16 protein-coding genes are annotated in these 19,279 nt (G+C 61.1%); 10 read left to right on the forward strand and 6 right to left on the reverse strand.

Going from position 1 to position 19,279, the window contains the following annotated elements:
• The first annotated feature begins 13 nt into the window (after positions 1 to 13).
• Both CAF80_RS02635 and CAF80_RS02640 read left to right on the forward strand, forming a co-directional pair.
• Positions 14 to 214 (forward strand): hypothetical protein, encoded by a 201-nt coding sequence (locus CAF80_RS02635; protein WP_007957826.1) that lies wholly within the window; start codon positions 14 to 16, stop codon positions 212 to 214.
• A 375-nt stretch (positions 215 to 589) separates the two neighbouring features.
• Positions 590 to 2,065, forward strand: coding sequence for an inorganic phosphate transporter (locus tag CAF80_RS02640; protein ID WP_039771417.1), 1,476 nt, complete (start codon positions 590 to 592; stop codon positions 2,063 to 2,065).
• A 564-nt stretch (positions 2,066 to 2,629) separates the two neighbouring features.
• Here the strand turns inward: CAF80_RS02640 and ccoM are convergent.
• Entirely contained in the window at positions 2,630 to 2,746 is a 117-nt protein-coding gene (gene ccoM, locus CAF80_RS29150) for a cytochrome c oxidase subunit CcoM (protein WP_007959205.1), read from the reverse strand.
• A gap of 145 nt (positions 2,747 to 2,891) precedes the next feature.
• On the reverse strand, positions 2,892 to 3,053 hold the full coding sequence (locus CAF80_RS28815) for a hypothetical protein (protein WP_007959203.1): 162 nt from the start codon (positions 3,051 to 3,053) through the stop codon (positions 2,892 to 2,894).
• Positions 3,054 to 3,238: 185 nt separating this feature from the next.
• On the opposite strand from CAF80_RS28815, the gene CAF80_RS02645 reads away from it, so the two are divergent.
• The 3 genes from CAF80_RS02645 (at position 3,239) to CAF80_RS02655 (ending at position 5,872) form a co-directional block, all read left to right on the forward strand.
• Entirely contained in the window at positions 3,239 to 4,105 is an 867-nt protein-coding gene (locus CAF80_RS02645; protein ID WP_085666813.1) for a LysR substrate-binding domain-containing protein, read from the forward strand.
• Between the two features lie 88 nt (positions 4,106 to 4,193).
• Positions 4,194 to 4,664, forward strand: a complete 471-nt coding sequence (locus tag CAF80_RS02650) for a RidA family protein (RefSeq protein ID WP_074691428.1) — start codon at positions 4,194 to 4,196, stop codon at positions 4,662 to 4,664.
• The gene (locus tag CAF80_RS02655) at positions 4,661 to 5,872 is read left to right on the forward strand and encodes an aminotransferase class V-fold PLP-dependent enzyme (protein WP_085666814.1); all 1,212 of its coding nucleotides are present in this window, start codon (positions 4,661 to 4,663) and stop codon (positions 5,870 to 5,872) included. Before CAF80_RS02650 ends, CAF80_RS02655 begins: the two co-directional genes overlap by 4 nt.
• On the opposite strand, the gene CAF80_RS02660 is transcribed toward CAF80_RS02655, so the two are convergent.
• Positions 5,842 to 6,183 (reverse strand): aspartate-semialdehyde dehydrogenase, encoded by a 342-nt coding sequence (locus tag CAF80_RS02660; protein ID WP_074691426.1) that lies wholly within the window; start codon positions 6,181 to 6,183, stop codon positions 5,842 to 5,844. The genes CAF80_RS02655 and CAF80_RS02660 overlap by 31 nt on opposite strands.
• Positions 6,184 to 6,422: 239 nt before the next feature.
• Between CAF80_RS02660 and rapA the strand changes: the two genes are divergently transcribed.
• Positions 6,423 to 9,269, forward strand: coding sequence for an RNA polymerase-associated protein RapA (gene rapA / locus CAF80_RS02665; protein WP_039771405.1), 2,847 nt, complete (start codon positions 6,423 to 6,425; stop codon positions 9,267 to 9,269).
• Between the two features lie 201 nt (positions 9,270 to 9,470).
• Here rapA and CAF80_RS02670 read toward each other — a convergent pair whose 3' ends face one another.
• Positions 9,471 to 10,820 (reverse strand): MFS transporter, encoded by a 1,350-nt coding sequence (locus CAF80_RS02670; protein ID WP_039771403.1) that lies wholly within the window; start codon positions 10,818 to 10,820, stop codon positions 9,471 to 9,473.
• A gap of 301 nt (positions 10,821 to 11,121) precedes the next feature.
• Between CAF80_RS02670 and CAF80_RS02675 the strand changes: the two genes are divergently transcribed.
• Together CAF80_RS02675 and CAF80_RS02680 are read left to right on the forward strand one after the other, a co-directional pair.
• Entirely contained in the window at positions 11,122 to 11,475 is a 354-nt protein-coding gene (locus CAF80_RS02675; RefSeq protein WP_039771496.1) for a YkgJ family cysteine cluster protein, read from the forward strand.
• 163 nt (positions 11,476 to 11,638) lie between these two features.
• Positions 11,639 to 13,921: a bifunctional diguanylate cyclase/phosphodiesterase gene (locus CAF80_RS02680; protein WP_074691425.1), complete on the forward strand. Its 2,283-nt coding sequence runs from the start codon at positions 11,639 to 11,641 to the stop codon at positions 13,919 to 13,921.
• Here CAF80_RS02680 and CAF80_RS02685 read toward each other — a convergent pair.
• The gene (locus CAF80_RS02685) at positions 13,812 to 14,708 is read right to left on the reverse strand and encodes an NAD(P)-dependent oxidoreductase (RefSeq protein ID WP_170844888.1); all 897 of its coding nucleotides are present in this window, start codon (positions 14,706 to 14,708) and stop codon (positions 13,812 to 13,814) included. The genes CAF80_RS02680 and CAF80_RS02685 overlap by 110 nt on opposite strands.
• Positions 14,709 to 14,905: 197 nt before the next feature.
• Between CAF80_RS02685 and CAF80_RS02690 the strand changes: the two genes are divergently transcribed.
• Positions 14,906 to 17,107, forward strand: a complete 2,202-nt coding sequence (locus tag CAF80_RS02690; protein WP_074691419.1) for a hypothetical protein — start codon at positions 14,906 to 14,908, stop codon at positions 17,105 to 17,107.
• Positions 17,108 to 17,399: 292 nt separating this feature from the next.
• Here CAF80_RS02690 and CAF80_RS02695 read toward each other — a convergent pair whose 3' ends face one another.
• Positions 17,400 to 17,705 (reverse strand): DUF2288 domain-containing protein, encoded by a 306-nt coding sequence (locus CAF80_RS02695; RefSeq protein WP_085666815.1) that lies wholly within the window; start codon positions 17,703 to 17,705, stop codon positions 17,400 to 17,402.
• 352 nt (positions 17,706 to 18,057) lie between these two features.
• On the opposite strand from CAF80_RS02695, the gene CAF80_RS02705 reads away from it, so the two are divergent.
• Positions 18,058 to 19,185 carry a branched-chain amino acid ABC transporter substrate-binding protein gene (locus tag CAF80_RS02705; protein ID WP_039771394.1) on the forward strand — a complete coding sequence of 376 codons (1,128 nt, stop codon included), beginning with the start codon at positions 18,058 to 18,060 and terminating at the stop codon, positions 19,183 to 19,185.
• Positions 19,186 to 19,279: the final 94 nt, after the last annotated feature.

A 19,279-nucleotide genomic window follows, 5' to 3' on the forward strand; every position in this document is an offset into this window, starting at 1 on the left:
TACAGGTAGCACTGTGACGAAAGACGAACTGCGCGCGGAACTTGAGCGCCAGGAACAACGTTACAAGGAAGTTTACGGCGGGGAAGTCACCACCTACGCCGCCCAGCCCGAACCAGAACGCAAAGCCTGGCGTAAACGCCCTACCGTTCAGGATCAGGTCTTTCAGCAAGAACTGAAAAAAATGGAAGAGGAACTCAAAGCCGAAGAGCCTTGAAGCCGTCCTTTGCACCTTCCGAAGGTAAGCGTACTCACCGGGCTACAAGCACGGTGGACTGACGATGCCTTGCGCGCCCGCTACCCGCGGGCAGCGGCCAACTCCCCTGTATTGCACAGGTCTGGAGCATGTCAGACGCATTTCTCAGATATTTCACACAAGTTTCAGTCCCCTCCCGACAACTGGCGAATCCGCCGGCGTCTCAAATTTTTATCAACCAAATCAACACCTTGCAAAACCCTGCAAAAAGCTTGGGTAATGCCCCCTGACACAAATTAATTCGTTGAAGAATGTTACCGATGAGCAGGTAGGGGATCGATTTCCAGTCTTTTCTGGCATAATCGCGCCCCCTTATGACCGGGTCAGAAAACCTTCATGATCGATTTATTCAGCGGACTGGATGCCTGGGTGCTTGTGAGCCTCCTGCTCGCCCTGACATTTGTCCTCGCCTTCGAGTTCATCAATGGATTTCATGACACCGCTAACGCGGTAGCCACTGTTATCTACACCAAAGCGATGCCGCCTCATCTGGCGGTGTTCTTCTCGGGCGTGTTCAACTTCCTCGGCGTACTGCTGGGCGGCGTTGGCGTGGCGTATGCCATCGTGCACCTGCTGCCGGTAGAACTGCTGATCAACGTGAACACCGGCCATGGTCTGGCAATGGTGTTCTCGCTGCTCGCCGCCGCGATCGCCTGGAACCTGGGCACCTGGTACTTCGGTATCCCGGCCTCCAGTTCGCACACGCTGATCGGTTCGATCCTCGGTGTCGGCCTGGCCAACGCCCTGATCAACGAAATTCCACTGGCTGACGGCGTCAACTGGCAGAAAGCGATCGATATCGGCGCCTCGCTGGTGTTCTCGCCGATGGCCGGCTTCCTGATCGCCGCGCTGGTGCTGATCGGCCTGAAGTGGTGGCGTCCGCTGTCGAAGATGCACAAGACGCCGGAACAGCGCCGCAAGATCGACGACAAGAAGCACCCACCGTTCTGGAACCGCCTGGTCCTGGTGATCTCGGCCATGGCCGTGAGCTTCGTGCACGGTTCCAACGACGGCCAGAAAGGCATCGGCCTGATCATGCTGGTACTGATCGGTATCGTGCCCGCGCAGTTCGTACTCGACCTGAACAGCACCACCTACCAGATCGAACGCACTCGCGACGCGACCCTGCACCTGAGCCAGTTCTACAAGCGCAACGCCGACACCCTGGGTGAATTCCTGGCCCTGGGCAAAAGCGTGGAAGGCGACCTGCCGGAGAAATTCCGTTGCAACCCGCAACAGACCGAACCGACCATCGCCGCCCTGCTCGACACCCTCAAAGGCGTAGCCGACTACCACTCGCTGTCCGCGGAAAGCCGCATCGAAGTGCGTCGTTACCTGCTCTGCCTGGACGACACTGCGAAGAAAGTCAGCAAACTGCCAGGCCTCGCCCCGCGTGAAAAGGCTGACCTGGACAAACTGCGCAAAGACCTGACCACCACCACCGAATACGCCCCGTTCTGGGTAATTCTGGCGGTCGCCCTGGCCTTGGGCCTGGGCACCATGGTCGGCTGGAAACGCGTGGTACTGACCATCGGCGAGAAGATCGGCAAGCAAGGCATGACCTACTCGCAAGGCATGTCGGCCCAGATCACCACCGCCAGCCTGATCGGCATGGCCAACATCTTCAGCCTGCCGGTGTCCACCACCCACGTCCTCTCCTCGGGCGTGGCCGGCACCATGGTCGCCAACAAAAGCGGCCTGCAAGGCGGCACGGTGAAAACCATCCTGCTGGCCTGGGTCCTGACCCTGCCAGCCACCGTGGCCCTGTCGGCCGGCCTGTTCTGGCTGGCATCGAAGGCGCTGGGTAGCTGATAGACCGCTGAAATGAAAAAGGCGTGATTCGAGAGGATCACGCCTTTTTTGTTGCTTCCAGAAATGGGACGCAGAGCGTCCCGGGCTGCATTCCCACGCGGAGCGTGGGAACGATCAAAGCAAAAGCAGTCGCTTTTCGCCTCTAACCACTCAACACGATGAGCGTTAGCTCGAGTACCGCTCTTGACGTGCCGGCCCCATCGGAAGGCTGAGTGGAGGGATTTATCCGGGGGTGGGAGCGCAGCGACCGTGCGGCGAAGCCGCATGCATCGAGAGGAGGTGCAGCGAAGCAAACCGTAGGCGATGCCCCCGGATGAATCCCGGAACGAAGGAACACCGAGCCAAAGCGAGGTGCCGAACGCCGGGGCCCAGCCTTTTGGTTCCTTTTTGGCGTCTGAAAAAGGGACTCGCCGTAAGGGCGAAACCGCCAGCCGCACCCCCCGAAGAAACGGATATTCACCCAAAACCCCAAGAGCATGGTCGGCCCAAAGGCCGCCAAGACACAAAAAAAAGGGCAACCGAAGTTGCCCAAAATGCCTTGCGTGCTCATCAAACCCGGAAGAATCAAGGCTTCTTGCGCTTGTTCGCATCCTTCCAGATAAAAAATCCAAACCCTGCAAAAAACAGAACCATCAGCCCCACAGTCAGGACCCCGGCAAACACCACGTTATCGAAAAACATGACTGGCCTCCTGGCCCCTGCTTTGCTGCGATGGAACTAAGTTAACCAATCAGGCAGGCGCAGGAATTGACCGGGATCAATGCCGGTCACAGAGAGGAGGAAAGGAAGGGAAATAACTGACCTGCATCAACGGATGCAGGGGAGATCAACGCTTTTTCGGTTTGTTTTTCGGCTTTTTCTTGGGTTTACCCAACGGCATGGCCTGCTCGAAAGCCTGGCGCACTTCATTCAGGCGCTTCTCGTTGAGGTCATGAACCCGCTTGGCGCGTTCGGTGTTGAGGTCGATCAGCTTGTCGTCTTGGCTCATGGCGTTCGGTGCATCGCTTGGACTGAATCACAACTGCCGCTTCAACGGCAGGACTGCGCCAATAATGCGGCCTGGCGCGAACGCTGACCAGCCACTCACCTGAACCCTCTACAACATTTCATGTACCGCCCACCGGATTTGCTTGCACAATCGGCGCCTCGCCCTGAACCCGAAGGATCTGCGCCGTGCCCCTGCATCAGGACCTGCCACCGCTGATGGCCTTGCGTGCCTTTGAGGCCGTGGCCCGTCATTTGAGTTTCATCAAGGCTGCCGATGAGCTGTCGGTGACCCAAAGCGCGATCAGCCATCAGGTACACAAACTCGAAGAATTCCTCGATCAGCGACTGTTCGTGCGCCGCACCCGGGCGATCGATCTGACGGCCGCCGGCGAACATTACTATCGGCAGATCGAGCCGGCCCTCGCCGCGATTGCCGCCGCCACCCACGACCTGCGCGGCGAGCGCCCCACCACCTTGCGCATCGGCCTGCTCGCCTCCTTCGCCACCTTGTGGCTGGCGCCGCGTCTGGCGGACTTCAACGCGAAATACCCGAACATCCATGTCGAACTGCTGCCCGCCGTGCAACTGGCCGACGTCGATGCCGGCGAGGTGGATCTGGCGATCCGCTACGGCAAGGGCGGTTGGCCGAAAGTCCAGGCCCGGCGGTTCATGGCTGAAACCCTGACGCCAGTCTGCAGCCCGGCCTTCAAGGCCAAAGGCGTGACCAACGGCCCCTTGCTGATGGCCAAGTCGCACCAGCCGTTCGAATGGATCGACTGGCAGCAACACAGCGGCATCGATCTGGCTCATGTGCCCAGCGTCATGCTCCACGACTACAACATCGTCGTCGAAGCGGCCGTCGCCGGTCAGGGCATTGCCATGGGTCGCCAGCGAATGATCGAACGGCGGATCAAGGAAGGCGCGCTGGTACCGGCCTTCGACACCCCGCCGATGCTCGGCGAGATCGGTTATTGGCTGGTCACGCCGCAACGCCCGCCCACGCCGGCGGCGCAGAGTTTCTGCGAATGGCTGGAGGAAACCGCGAACGCATGAGCTTTTTGGATGCGTCGGATTAAATCTATCCGTTTGTCGCCCTTCGCTCGCCCCAACATGCTGAAGCCCTCACTCAGGAGGACTTCCCATGACCGATTCCCTCAGCCAACGCGTGCAACAACTCGGCCTGCGCCTGCCCGAGCCGAGCCAGCCGATCGCCAATTACGTCAACCACGTGGTCAGCCAGAACCAGTTGTTCATCTCCGGGCAGATTCCATTGCTCGACGGCAAACCTGCGTTCATCGGACGACTGGGCGAAGCGATCTCCGACGAAGAAGGCGCCAACGCCGCTGAACTGGCTGCCTTGGGCCTGCTCGCCCAGTTGAGCCATGCGCTGGGCGATGACCTGTCGAAGCTGGTGCGCATCCTGCGCCTCGGGGTTTTCGTGGCCGCCACGCCGGACTTCAAGGCTCAGGGCGTCGTCGCCAACGGCGCCTCGAATCTGCTGGTCAACGCCCTCGGCGACAAGGGCCGACACGTGCGCACCGCGGTCGGCGTGGCGAGCCTGCCGGCCGGCGTCGCGGTGGAAATCGACGCGATCTTCGAGCTCAAGCCGTGAACATCGACGACATCTTGCGTCTGCGCGCCGCCACGCCCGGCTGCGCCCAGGTGATCCACTTCAACCACGCCGGCGCCTCGCTGCCAAGCCAGGCCACCCTCGATGCGGTGATCGAACAGCTGCAACGCGAAGCACTCGGCGGGCCGATGGAGTCAGCGGACAACCGGGTCCAGGAACGCGCGCGCAATGCGGCCGCCGCCCTGCTCAACGCCCAGCCCGAAGACATCGCCTTCGCCAGCAGCGGCTCGGCGGCCTGGAGCCAGGCGTTCAACGCGCTGGGGCCGTGGCAGCCCGGCGAACGGATTCTGGTGGGTCGCCATGAATGGGCCGGCAACCTGGCGTGCATGGCCGAAGCGGTGAAGGCCGGCGCGCGGCTCGAAGTGATTCCTTGTGACGCCCACGGCGCGGTCGACCCGCAAGCCCTGGCGCAGATGATCGACGGCCAGGTACGCCTGATCGCCCTGACCTGGCTGCCGGCCAACGGCGGTCTGATCAACCCCGCCGCGCAGATCGGCAATGTCGCGCGGCGCCACGGCATCCCTTATTTCGTCGACGCCGGCCAGGCACTGGGACAGTTGCCCTGCGATGTCCAGGCCTTGCAGTGCGACGTGCTCAAGGGTGCCGGACGCAAGTTCCTGCGCGGGCCGCGCGGCACGGCGTTGATGTACATTCGGCCGCAATTTCTGCAACGGCTGCTCCCCGTGCAACGCGATGTATTGTCGGCGCCGTGGGACGGCAAGCGATTTACCCTGCGTGACGACGCGCGGCGCTTTGAAACCAGCGAGGTGTCGCTGGCCCTGCTGGCGGGGTTGACCAATGCGCTGGAGGAGCACAACCGCCTCGGCGCGATCGCCATCCGCCAACGGATCGAACAGCTGAGCAGTGAATTGCGCCAACGCCTGAAGGCGATTCCCGGACTGACGCTACGGGACCTCGGCGCGGCCAATCAACAATCCGGGCTGATCGCCTTCACGCTCGAAGGCTGGGACAGCGTGGCGCTGAAACAGACGTTGGCCGAACGACGAATCAACATCGGCGCCAATGGCGTGGCCTACACGCCGCTGGACATGCAGGCGCGCGGGCTGACAAATATTGCGCGGGTGGCGGTGAGCTACTTGAACACACAAGAAGAGATCGACGTGTTGCTGGAAAACCTGACGGAGCTGGCCGCCCGGCCTCAGATTTCGATATCGACCCAAAGCCCCTGACGCGGCTGATCGTCCATCAGCGGCGCCACCGGCACAGTGTTGTCGGCATTGAGTTCGGTGCCGGGAACGGCGAGGTGCGCTTCGGGGTCGTCGTCGGCTTCGCGGCGGCGGCGATCGCGTTCCTGCTGGCGGCGCTGCTCTTCGCGCAGCAGATAGCCGTCCTCTTCCGGGTCGCGCTTTTGCAGGTCGATGGTGCTTTCGTTGGAGCTTTCCTGCACCGGCACCACAGGGGGAATGTCCGGTCGCTGGCGGATCGGATCCTGCTGGGAGGTGATCGGCACGGCGCTCAGGGGGAGCATCGGTGGCAGCATATGAAGGGTCTCCTGTCAGCAAGCTATCGGCTGGGGCGAGGTTGCCTTGAACCATCTGTCGCAAACTTGTGACCGGGTTGGCACTCACAGGTGCCCCGGCCCTGCGTAAAACTGACAGATGACCACATTTGCCTTACTTGCAGCGTGCAGCCAAAAGCTCGTTACCGCTCCTTATCCTTTGGCCTCGGGCCCTCATTCCGTTAAGATAGCCCGCTTTTTCAAGGTGGGAGTCAGGCAGCATGGCGCAGCAGTATCAACCGGGGCAACGCTGGATCAGTGACAGCGAAGCAGAGCTTGGTTTAGGCACCGTTCTGGCACAGGACGGCCGCTTGTTGACCGTGCTTTACCCGGCCACTGGCGAGACTCGCCAGTACGCGCTACGGAATGCGCCCCTCACCCGCGTGCGGTTCTCGCCGGGCGATTCGATCACTCACTTCGAAGGCTGGAAGATGACCGTCCAGCAAGTCGACGACGTCGACGGCCTGATGGTCTACCACGGCCTCAACGCACAGAACGAAGCGGTCACCCTGCCGGAAACCCAGCTGTCGAACTTCATTCAGTTCCGCCTGGCCAGCGACCGTCTGTTCGCCGGGCAGATCGATCCGCTGGCGTGGTTCTCCCTGCGTTATCACACTCTGGAACACACCAGCCGCCAGTTGCAGTCTTCGCTCTGGGGCCTGGGCGGCGTGCGTGCGCAACCGATCGCCCACCAGCTGCACATTGCCCGTGAAGTCGCCGACCGCATCGCGCCGCGCGTACTGCTGGCGGACGAAGTGGGTCTGGGCAAGACCATCGAAGCCGGTCTGGTGATCCATCGCCAGTTGCTGTCGGGCCGCGCCAACCGCGTGCTGATCCTGGTGCCGGAAAACCTCCAGCACCAATGGCTGGTGGAAATGCGCCGCCGCTTCAACCTGCAGGTCGCGCTGTTCGACGAAGAACGCTTCATCGAAAGCGATGCCACCAACCCGTTCGAAGACACCCAGTTGGCCCTGGTGGCACTGGAGTGGCTGGTCGACGATGAAAAGGCGCAGGACGCCCTGTTCGCTGCCGGCTGGGACCTGATGGTGGTCGACGAAGCCCACCACCTGGTGTGGCACGAAGAGAAAGTCAGCCCGGAATACTCGCTGGTTGAACAGCTGGCCGAAGTCATTCCCGGCGTGCTGCTGCTCACCGCTACCCCGGAACAACTCGGTCAGGACAGCCACTTCGCCCGTCTGCGCCTGCTCGACCCGAACCGTTTCCATGACCTGGCCGCCTTCCGCGCCGAGAGCGAAAACTATCGCCCGGTGGCCGAAGCCGTTCAGGAGCTGCTGGACAAGGGTCGCCTGTCGCCGGCCGCGCACAAGACCATCCACGGTTTCCTCGGCAACGAAGGTGAAGCCCTGCTCACCGCCGTCAACGATGGCGACACCGAAGCCAGCGCCCGCCTCGTGCGTGAACTGCTCGACCGCCACGGCACCGGCCGCGTGCTGTTCCGTAACACCCGCGCCGCCGTGCAGGGTTTCCCGGAGCGCAAACTGCACCCGTACCCGCTGCCATGCCCGGACGAATACCTCGAACTGCCCCTGGGCGAACACGCCGAGCTGTACCCGGAAGTCAGCTTCCAGGCCCAGCCGGACGCCAGCGAAGAAGAACGCTGGTGGAAATTCGACCCGCGCGTCGAGTGGCTGATCGACCAGCTGAAGATGCTCAAGCGCACCAAAGTACTGGTGATCTGCGCCCACGCCGAAACCGCGATGGACCTGGAAGATGCCCTGCGCGTGCGCTCCGGCATCCCGGCCACGGTGTTCCACGAAGGCATGAACATCCTCGAGCGTGACCGTGCCGCCGCCTACTTCGCCGACGAAGAGTTCGGCGCACAGGTGCTGATCTGCTCGGAAATCGGCAGTGAAGGTCGCAACTTCCAGTTCGCCCACCACCTGGTGCTGTTCGATCTGCCGTCGCACCCGGACCTGCTGGAACAGCGGATCGGTCGTCTCGACCGGATCGGCCAGAAGCACATCATCGAACTGCACGTGCCGTACCTGGAAACCAGCCCGCAAGAGCGCCTGTTCCAGTGGTATCACGAAGCACTGAACGCATTCCTCAACACCTGCCCGACCGGCAACGCCTTGCAGCATCAGTTCGGCTCGCGCCTGCTGCCGCTGCTCGAAGAGGCCGACGACGGCGAGTGGCAAGCGCTGATCGACGAGGCGCGCACCGAGCGCGAGCGCCTGGAAGCCGAGCTGCACACCGGTCGCGACCGCCTGCTGGAACTCAACTCCGGCGGCGCCGGCGAAGGTGAAGCGCTGGTCGAGGCCATCCTCGAACAGGACGACCAGTTCGCCCTGCCGATCTATATGGAAACCCTGTTCGACGCGTTCGGCATCGACAGCGAAGACCATTCGGAAAACGCCCTGATCCTCAAGCCGAGCGAGAAGATGCTCGACGCCAGTTTCCCGCTGGGCGACGACGAAGGCGTGACCATCACCTACGACCGCAACCAGGCGCTGTCACGCGAAGACATGCAGTTCATCACCTGGGAACACCCGATGGTGCAGGGCGGCATGGATCTGGTGCTGTCCGGTTCGATGGGCAACACCGCCGTTGCGCTGATCAAGAACAAGGCGCTCAAGCCAGGCACCGTGCTGCTGGAACTGCTCTACGTCAGCGAAGTGGTTGCCCCACGCTCGCTGCAACTGGGCCGTTACCTGCCGCCGGCCGCCCTGCGCTGCCTGCTCGACGCCAACGGCAACGACCTGTCATCGCGCGTGGCGTTCGAGACCTTGAACGATCAACTGGAAAGCGTGCCGCGCGCCAGCGCCAACAAGTTCATCCAGGCCCAGCGCGATCAGCTGACGCCACGGATCAACGCCGGTGAAGACAAGGTCACCCCGCGCCACGCCGAGCGCGTCGCCGAGGCCCGCCGCCGTCTGGCAGCCGACACCGACGAAGAACTGGCACGCCTGACCGCATTGCAAGCGGTCAACCCGACCGTGCGCGACAGCGAACTGGATGCCCTGCGCAAGCAGCGTGAACAAGGTCTGGCGATGCTCGACAAGGCCGCGCTGCGACTGGAAGCGATCCGGGTGCTGGTGGCGGGCTAAACTGCCCTGCTCCATCGCCAAAAACGAAAAGGCCCGCAGCGATGCGGGCCTTTTTTTGTCTGCCCCCCTCACTGATCGTTCCCACGCTCCGCGTGGGAATGCCTCAAGGGACGCTCCGCGTTCCAGTTCTCGAATCGGACGCAGAGCGTCCCGGGCTGCATTCCCACGCAGAGCGTGGGAACGATCAGGCGATGCAGGTCATCAAGCGGTAACGGCCTGACTCTGCGGCTCAACCACCGCCACCATCCCGTCCTTCATCCGCTTCGCATCCCGCACAAAGCAGCGCGAGGCGAGGAACAGGAACACCATGGTCAGGAACAGCGCCACCGGAATCAGGTACATCGCATCATGCAGGCCGACGGCCTTGAAGGCTTCGGTCATCTGCTCGGCGCCCGCCGAGGCCATCGCCGACTTGGCGAAGTGATCCGACAAACCACCGACCACCACCGGGCCCAAGCCGCCACCGAGCAAATACAACCCGGCAAAGAACAGCGCCATCGCCGTGGCCCGCAGTCGCGGTTCAACCACGTCCTGAATCGCCGTGTACACACAGGTGTAGAAGTTGTAGGCGAACAGCCAGCCAACGCTGAACACAGCGACAAACACCCCGATCTCGATGCGCCCGGCATGCAGCGCCCACGCCGTGCACAGGGTCGAGATGATCAGGCTGAACGCGGCAAACAGCAGTCGCCCGTTAGCCACCCGCTGGTGAATCTTGTCGGCGATCCAGCCACCGAGGGTCAGGCCGATCAATCCGGTCACACCGACGATCACCCCGGTCGCCACCGCCGCGTCCTGCAACGGCATCAGGAAATAGCGCTGGAGCATCGGCACCAGGAACGAGTTGCAGGCGTAGGTCGCGAAGTTGAAGCACAGCCCGGCCATCACCAGCCACAGGAAGGTCGGCACGGCGAGGACGCGGCGGATCGGTTTGTCGACTTTCTCCTGGGACACCTGCACGGTTTCCGCCGCGCCGCGCTTGGGTTCCTTGATGAAGAACATGAACACCGCCAGTACCAGCCCCGGCACGGCGGCGATGAAGAACGGCGCGCGCCAGCTGTCGAACGCCTTGACCATCCAGCCGATGGTGAAGAAGGCCAGCAGCAGCCCCAGCGGCAGGCCGAGCATGAAAATGCCCATGGCCCGGGCCCGGCGATGGGCCGGGAACAGATCGCCGATCAGCGAGTTGGCGGCGGGCGCGTAACTGGCTTCACCAATGCCGATGCCCATGCGCACCAGCAGGAAACTCCAGAAACTGCCGACCAGACCGTTGACCGCCGTCAGCGCGCTCCAGGTCGCCAGGCCCCAGCCCATCAGTTTGCTGCGCGAACCGGTGTCGGCCAGGCGGCCCAGTGGTAATCCGGCAATCGCGTAAACCAGAGTGAACGCGGTGCCGACGATCCCCAGCTGAAAATCGCTGAGGTGCCATTCCATGCGGATCGGCTCGATGATGATCGCCGGAATGGTCCGGTCGAAGAAATTGAACAGGTTGGCAAGGAACAGCAGGAACAGAATGCGCCAGGCATTCGCCGCTTGGGTCGAGTTCTGCATGGGTCCGTCTCTTTATTGTTATGAGGGCTTCACTGCCAACGCATCGAGCCCGGAACCTGCAATCTAGTCACGCTCGTCGGGGCTGTCTGTGATCATTCGCCAGCCTGATGACGGGCCATGGCCGTGTAACGAAACGTAAGCCCTTGAAATGCTTCGAATCCCCCGAAAACCGGGGGTTTTGCAGAAAAATCCGGCAATGAAAAAATACTTTCTCGCCCCCCTTCCCAACGCCGTGGCGAAGCCTAGAATGGCCGCCGGATCCGTCCGGATCCTGCCGATCAACCCCTTTGATATCCCGCCCATGTCCGAAGTCAGTCCGTGTCTGAATTGCGGTGCCTGCTGTTCCCATTTTCGTGTGTCATTTTTCTGGGGTGAATGCGCATCCTCCGGCGGGACCGTACCCGATGAACTGGTCACCCAGATCACGCCCAGCCGGGTCGCGATGATCGGCACCGACCGCAAGGCGCCGCGCTGCACCGCGCTGGAAGGCGAAGTCGGAACAGCCGTGAGTTGCACGATCTACGACAAGCGTTCCAGCCCCTGCCGGGAGTTCGAAGCGTCGTGGGAAAACGGCGAACAGAATACCGACTGCGACAAGGCACGTGCCCGGTTCGGCCTGCCACCGCTGCAACCGCACTGGAACGAAGTCGCCTGAATTCAGGCGCTTCAACGCTTAGAGCCAAACGCTATGACGCTAATGCCGAAATCATTAGCGCCAATGTGCCACTACCGCTTGCACGGCAAAAACCGCCTCTATACTGCAAACATTCGCCTGCGTTGATGACGCAGTAAGGACGTATTCAGAGACGGGGCATGCTATGGAGTGGCTTGGTTTGCAATTTGTTGCCGAGCAGCCGGAGAGCGGGCAGCTCATCCTCAATTGCACACACAATCCCCTGTTGGTGCTGGTGGCCTATCTGGTTGCCTGCGCCGCGAGTTTTGCCACCCTCGACATGGCCGAACGGGTCGTCCACGCTGAAGAGCCCGGTTCGCAACGCCTGTGGCGCTGGATCGGCGCAACCTGCCTGGCCGGCGGCATCTGGGCCATGCACTTCATCAGCATGCTGGCGTTCCAGGCGCCGATCGACATTCAGTACGACCTGCCCGTGACCCTGTTTTCTCTGGTGATCGCGTTATTGGCGTCCTGGCTGGCGATGCACACCCTCAGCCATCCGCAGCCGAGTCTGCTGCAATACCTCAAGACCGCCATCGTCATCGGCCTCGGCATCGCCGGCATGCACTACGTCGGCATGGCCGCCATCGAATCCGCCGCCACGGCCTACTACGAGCCCACCCTGTTCCTGTCGTCGATCGTGATCGCCATCGGCGCCAGCTTCGCGGCGTTGTGGGTCGCCGGCAACTTGCGCGAAGGCAGTGGCCTGCACATCCAGATGCTCAAATACCTGGCCGCGCTGATTCTCGGCGCCGGCATCCTCAGCATGCATTTCACCGGCATGGCGGCGCTGCAACTGGTGCTGCCCGAGGGGCAATTGCCGACCCTGGCGTCGCAATCCAGTCACTTGCAGTTGGGCCTCACCGTCGCCCTGATCACATTGCTGATCCTGGGCAGCGCAATCAGCGCCGCGCTGGCCGACAAGAAGCTGCAGAACAAGGAACACGATCTGCGCCGGGTCAACGCCCTGCTCAGCCAGCTCGATCAGGCGCGCATGTCGCTGCAGCACGTGGCCAACTACGACGCCCTGACCAACCTGATCAACCGGCGCGGCTTCAATCAGATCTTCGCTGAAAAACTCAGCCAGAAAACCAGCGAAGGCGGGATGCTGGCGGTGATGTTTCTCGACATCGACCACTTCAAACGCATCAACGACAGCCTCGGCCATGACGCCGGCGACGAACTGCTCAAGGTCATCGCCCAGCACATCAAGGGCTCGGTGCGCAGCCATGAAGACGTGGTGGCGCGATTCGGCGGCGACGAGTTCTGCATCCTCATCGGCCTGCGCGACCGCGAAGAAGCGCGCAATCTGGCCCAGCGCATCATGCTCAAGATGAAAGAACCGATCGAACTGGCCGGACGACGCATGGTGATGACCACCAGCATCGGCATCAGCCTGTTTCCCGAGGACGGCTCGACCTGCGATGAACTGCTCAAGCATGCGGATCTGGCGCTGTACCAGTCCAAAGGCGCCGGGCGCAACGGCGTGCACTTTTTCGATTCCAACCTGAAAAACCGCGCCAGCCTCGAACTGCAACTGGAGGAAGAACTGCGCCACGCGCTGCGTCAGGAGAACGGTCTGTTGCTGTATTACCAGCCGATCTTCGAACTCAAGACCGGCAAGGTCACCAAGCTCGAAGCGCTGATCCGCTGGCAGCATCCGGTACACGGCCTGCTCACCCCGGATCGCTTCATTGCCATCGCCGAAAACAACGGCCTGATTGCCGAGCTCGACAACTGGGTCCTGCGCAAAGCCTGTGAAGATCTCGGCGAGCTGTCGCGCCATGGCTGTGAAGAGCTGAAGATCGCCTGGAACTGCTCACCGCTGAATCTGGCCCGGGAAGAACTGGCCAATGAAATCGAGCACGCCTTGCGCAGCGCCGGGGTCGCCCCGGAACGGCTGGAACTGGAGGTCACCGAAAACGCCTTGATGGGCAACATCGCCAATACCCTGGTGCTGCTGCGGCAGATCCGCGCCCTCGGCGTGTCATTGTCGATCGACGACTTCGGCACCGGCTATTCGTCGCTGGCCTATCTCAAGCGCCTGCCGCTCAACACCCTGAAGGTCGACCGCTCGTTCATCCTCGACATTCCCAAGGCCACCGCCGACATGGAAATCGTCCAGGCGATCATCGTCATGGCGCACACTCTGCATTTGCAGGTGGTCACCGAAGGCGTCGAAAGCCTGGAGCAATACGAGTTTCTTGAGCGCTCGGGCTGCGACTTCATTCAGGGCTACCTGCTCAGCCGCCCGGTGCCACTGGCCGAACTGCGCCCGGTGCTGGAGGAAATCAACCAGCGCAAACACGCGCACGTGCTCAATCCGCTGAGTCTGGCGCGCGGTACATTTGCACCAGTGTCGCTGGATCCTTCTGCAAAAAACCTTGTGCCCCATGCAGGCGCATCAGTTGTGCGGCCAATCCGCTGATCGGTGTGGCCGAGCCGGTTTCCCGGGAAAATTTCACCGCGGTATCCAGATCCTTGAGCAGCGTGCGCACGTGCCACTTCACCGGTTCGAAAAGGCTTTCGGCCATTTGCGGGGCGAGGATCTGCAACGGTTTCGAATCGGCAAAACCACCGGCCAGCGCTTCGGCAATCAGGCTGGCATCGACCCCGGCCTGCTCGGCCAGCGCCACCACTTCGGCGATCACCAAAGCGTTGCAGGCGACGATCATCTGATTGCAGGCCTTGGTTACCTGACCGGCGCCGACGCCACCCATGTGCGTGACGCGCTGCCCGAGTTCGAGCAGTACCGGTCGTACGCGATCAAGATCCGCTGCATCACCGCCCACCATGATCGCCAGGCTGCCGGCCTCGGCCCCGACCACCCCGCCGGACACCGGCGAATCGAGCCAGGCCATGCCTGCCTTGTCGGCCAGTTCGGCGGCCATTTCACGGGTGGCCGTCGGTTCAAGGCTGGAAAAATCCACCAGCAACTGACCGGGTTTCGCCCCCTCAGCCACGCCGGCCGGACCGAACACCACTTCGCGCACCACCGCCGTGTCGGCCAGGCACAGCATCACCACGTCAGCCTGTGCACAGAGTTCAGCGGGGGTCGCCACCTGCCGGGCGCCGGCCTCAACCAACGGCGCGCATTTGGCCGGGTTGCGGTTCCACACGGTCAGCGAATAACCGGCGGCCAGCAGACGGCGGCACATCGGCAGGCCCATCAGGCCGATTCCGGCAAATCCCAACGAAGGTCGCGTTGACATCATTTAGCCTCCTTTTGATTAAAGATCGCCGAATAATGGCCGATCCATCATCAATCAGGAAAGGATTCCCCCGCGCGACACTCAGGCCATAACCCTGACGCACGGGCCAAATACGCGCAGAAAAAAGACGCGAGATTCCCATTCCGTGAGGCTCGACGACAGCGGTCGTTGATCCAACCAGTCCAGGTATATGGCGCACAATGACTTCTAAAAACAATCCGGCCACTGCGGTATCCGATCTGACTCTGAGCCCTGCGGCGAACAGCCCTGCCCCGATGAAGCCATTGCCACCCTCGCGCCCGCTGGGTACCCAGCAATACCTGTACTTCACCGAAACCAACACAGACCGCATCCTCGACAACCTCGATGGCCTGCGTGACCTGGTGTTCCCGCGCCCGCCGCACCTGGAAGGCGACAACGAACAGCACAACGATCAGGAATTCCCGTCGGTGTGCCTGATCGGCCTCGGTCGCTGCGGCTCCAACATCGCCCTCGATGTGGCGGAGCTGGTGTACAACGCGCGCAAGTTCTACCTCAACGAATTCAACAACGAGGATCGCCCTTCGAGCGATCGTCGCTTGGCCGACAAGGGCTACAGCCCGGCCCAGTGGATCAAGACCAACCTGCGGATCGGCCCGAACAAGGGCAGCAAACCGGTGTTCCTGGTGGAACCGCTGGTGATGCTCGGCGACCTCGACAAGGACATCGCCGGACGCATCCGTTTCTCGCGCAAGGGCGAAAAAAGCGGTTTCCTGCGCGACTACAGCAAGATGAAGATCATGGACTTGTCGGAAGTCCACGCCGGTGGCGCCGGTAACGCGCCGATCCTCGGCCAGTACCTGGCGAAGATCATCCTCAACAAGGACACCCAGCGTTTCTCCAGCCCCGACTGGAAAATGATCCACTCGTACCTGATCGACAGCTGCGGCATCAAGGCCAACCAGTCGCGCCTGTATTTCTCGATCTTCAGTGCCGGCGGTGGTACCGGTTCGGGCATGGCCTCGGAATTCGGCCTGGCCCAGCAGCACTCGTACATGAACAAGACGTTCGACACCAAGCCGATGGACGAGCATGACGGCAAGAGCGGTCATTCCTTCGTGTTCGAACCGATCTTCACCAGCGGCATCTGCGTGCTGCCGAACATTTCCGATCACCGCAGCGAAATGTCCGAGGCGCTGCACATCAACGCCGGTCGTCTGCTGTGCAAATACCTCTCGGAAGAATGGGATTTCTCGTACAACTTCGCCAACGAAGACAGCAGCGAAGCCAGCGTCATGGGCCGTATCCGCCCATGGAACGCGATGATGCTGATTTCCAACGACATCATGCGTTACGCCGAAGAGAGCGATGACGGCAACATCCAGAACATTGATGTCAATGCGATGGAGAAGCACGCCAACCAATACATCTCGCAGCAGATCTTCAACATTCTGACGGCCCAGGCGGTCACGACCGACTACGACCAGAACTATTTCCGTCGCGCCGGCATCGACATCGGCGAGACCATTCGCCTGGACGCCAACGACCTGTTCATGAGTCTGGCCGGCCCGGTGGCGATTGCCTACGCCGAATCCGTGGTGCCGGAAACCCCGCCGCCGAGCAGCGACAAGTTCAAGGTGTTCGACAAAGAGCCGCAGCGCCTGAACATCGACGACCTGTTCTTCCGCTCGATCGACCTGCCGCACTTCAATAAAGTGACCCAGGCCATCGAAGGCATCAGCCTGTTGCCGATCGAGTCCAAGCGTTATCGCGCCTCGCTTGAGCAGTACAAGAATTCCGGTTACGACGCGGCCGCGCTGCACGACCTGCACTTCTTCAAGAACTGCTCGTCGGTGGTCTCGATCGTTTCGCTGCCGAAAGACTACAAGCTGTCGTACATGGACCTGAACCGGTTGAAGACTCACCTCAACAGCCTGTTCCCCAACACCACGCTCAAGCGTTATGCGCTGGTGATCGGTGCGTCCGCCAACTTGTCGCTGACCACCCTTATCGCCAAGAGTCCGTGCCTGTCGGACGACTTCCTGACGCTGATCGTGGCGTTCATCAAGCGTTGCTTCGCCAAGACCCCGTACCGATTCGACGAGACCTTGGACAATTCGATCCTCGATTTCATCATTCAGGAAGAGTTCGATGAGGACCGCATCGACGACCTGCTCAACGAATTCGAGAACCCGGCGAAGATCCTCGATACCAACTGGTACGCGATCAAGCCGATGTATGAGAAGAAGTACCGCGAACTGATCAACGACAAAGAGAAGTTTGTCTCGATCAATGACATTCGCCTGTCGCGCGATTGCGTGAAGAAGTCGATCAAGTACCTGCGCGAGATCTACCGTCACCGGATCGGCAAGACCAAGGTTATTTCCCTTAATAACCATACTGGCAAGTCTTACTCGGTCTGACACCAGATCGAGGCGCCCCCATCGCGAGCAGGCTCGCTCCCACAATGGAATGCATTTCCTGTGGGAGCGAGCCTGCTCGCGATAAGGCGCTCAAATTCCCGGTTTATTCAGTTTTTCCAACATCCCGAAACAATTAAGCAGCCGTCAGGCTGCTCACTGAACTGTGCCCGTTACGTTTACGTCACCGTTATGCCACCCCCGCCTGTGGCATTTCTCTACGGCAATCGGCCATCACGCTACTCCGCTACACACTTTTTCGCGATCACAGCTAGCACCAACAAAGTGCAAACCATTAAACCACTGCCCTTTCCTGGACCAGGATCCACGGCCGGACTACCACCGCCCACATCTCGGGATCACGCTCGAAGATATCCAGCGCCCGCGTTTCAGACAGCTTGGCGACCTTGTCTTCGGCCAGCCAGGCAGCGACTTTCTCGCCATGATCCGATGCCACGGCCTCGGCGACCGCGATCAAATCCAGGCCGGCGTCGACCCACAATAGGGCACCCTGGGCATAGAAGCGCTCCAACTCTTTCCAGGTAATAGATGCGGTTTCACCAAGCAGCTTGGCATAGAGGGTGCTAGGTTCTTGATTCATGGGACTGTCCGGAAAAGAAATCGGCGCGAATGATAACGTCGGTGGTCCGGCAGAAAAACCCGGTTGCAAAAGGCCGTACCGAACGAAAAGAGCAGGAACGCCAAGGAATGCTGATGATTGGGGCATAAGCCCTTTGAACGTCCCGCCGCAATTCTGTCTTTTTCTTTCATTAAAGCGACACCCTCAGGTTTTGCCCCCTGGCGCCAGCTTCCCAGGCCAACAACCGGCGCTCTACACTGTACCGGTACAGTTGCCGGGGGCTTTTCCGGAGGGTATCGCCCAGATATCTGTCCCGGTTCTGCTGCTACGGCGTCAGGACTCTAAAAAAATACAACAGTAAGAGTGGAGCACTATGACTAAGGCTACTAAGCAGATTTCCAAACTGTTTGCCGCTATGGTTCTGGCCGGGGTTGCCAGCCATTCGTTCGCAGCTGACACCATCAAGATCGGTATCGCCGGCCCTAAAACCGGTCCAGTAGCCCAGTACGGCGACATGCAGTTCAGTGGCGCGAAAATGGCCATCGAACAGATCAACGCCAAGGGCGGCGTCGACGGCAAGAAGCTCGAAGCCGTTGAATACGATGACGCCTGCGATCCAAAACAAGCGGTAGCGGTTGCGAACAAGGTCGTCAACGACGGCGTCAAGTTCGTGGTCGGTCACCTGTGCTCCAGCTCCACCCAGCCTGCTTCGGACATCTACGAAGACGAAGGCGTGATCATGATCACCCCGGCTGCCACCAGCCCGGACATCACCAACCGTGGTTACAAAATGGTCTTCCGCACCATCGGTCTGGACAGCGCCCAGGGCCCTGCCGCCGGTAACTACATTGCCGATCACGTGAAGCCGAAAATCGTCGGCGTGCTGCACGACAAGCAGCAGTACGGTGAAGGCATCGCCACCGCCGTCAAATCCACCCTCGAGAAGAAAGGCACCAAGGTTGCCGTGTTCGAAGGCGTCAACGCCGGCGACAAGGACTTCTCCGCGATCATCGCCAAGCTCAAGCAAGCCAACGTCGACTTCGTCTACTACGGCGGCTACCACCCGGAGCTGGGCCTGATCCTGCGTCAAGCCCAGGAAAAAGGCCTGAAAGCCAAATTCATGGGTCCGGAAGGCGTGGGTAACGACTCGATCACCCAGATCGCCAAGGACGCCTCCGAAGGCCTGCTGGTGACCCTGCCGAAGTCCTTCGACCAGGATCCGGCCAACGTGGCCCTGGCCGATGCATTCAAGGCCAAGAAAGAAGACCCGAGCGGTCCGTTCGTGTTCCCGTCCTACTCGGCCGTTGAAGTGATTGCCGAAGGTATCAAGGCTGCCAAGTCCGAAGATGCTGCCAAGGTGGCTGAAGCCATCCACAAAGGCACCTTCAAGACACCTACCGGCGACCTGAGCTTCGACGACAAGGGCGACCTGAAGGACTTCAAATTCGTGGTTTACGAGTGGCACAACGGCAAACCTAAAACCGAAGTGTCGCCTCAGTAAGGCGCTGCCTGACTGACTGCCAATAAAGCCCACGGCGTGCCGTGGGCTTTGTTTTACGAATGTATTGGGCCGCGCTGGCGTGATCCGCCAGTCT

This window comes from Pseudomonas sp. B34(2017) (genome assembly GCF_002112915.1).
Classification (GTDB): domain Bacteria; phylum Pseudomonadota; class Gammaproteobacteria; order Pseudomonadales; family Pseudomonadaceae; genus Aquipseudomonas; species Aquipseudomonas pharyngis.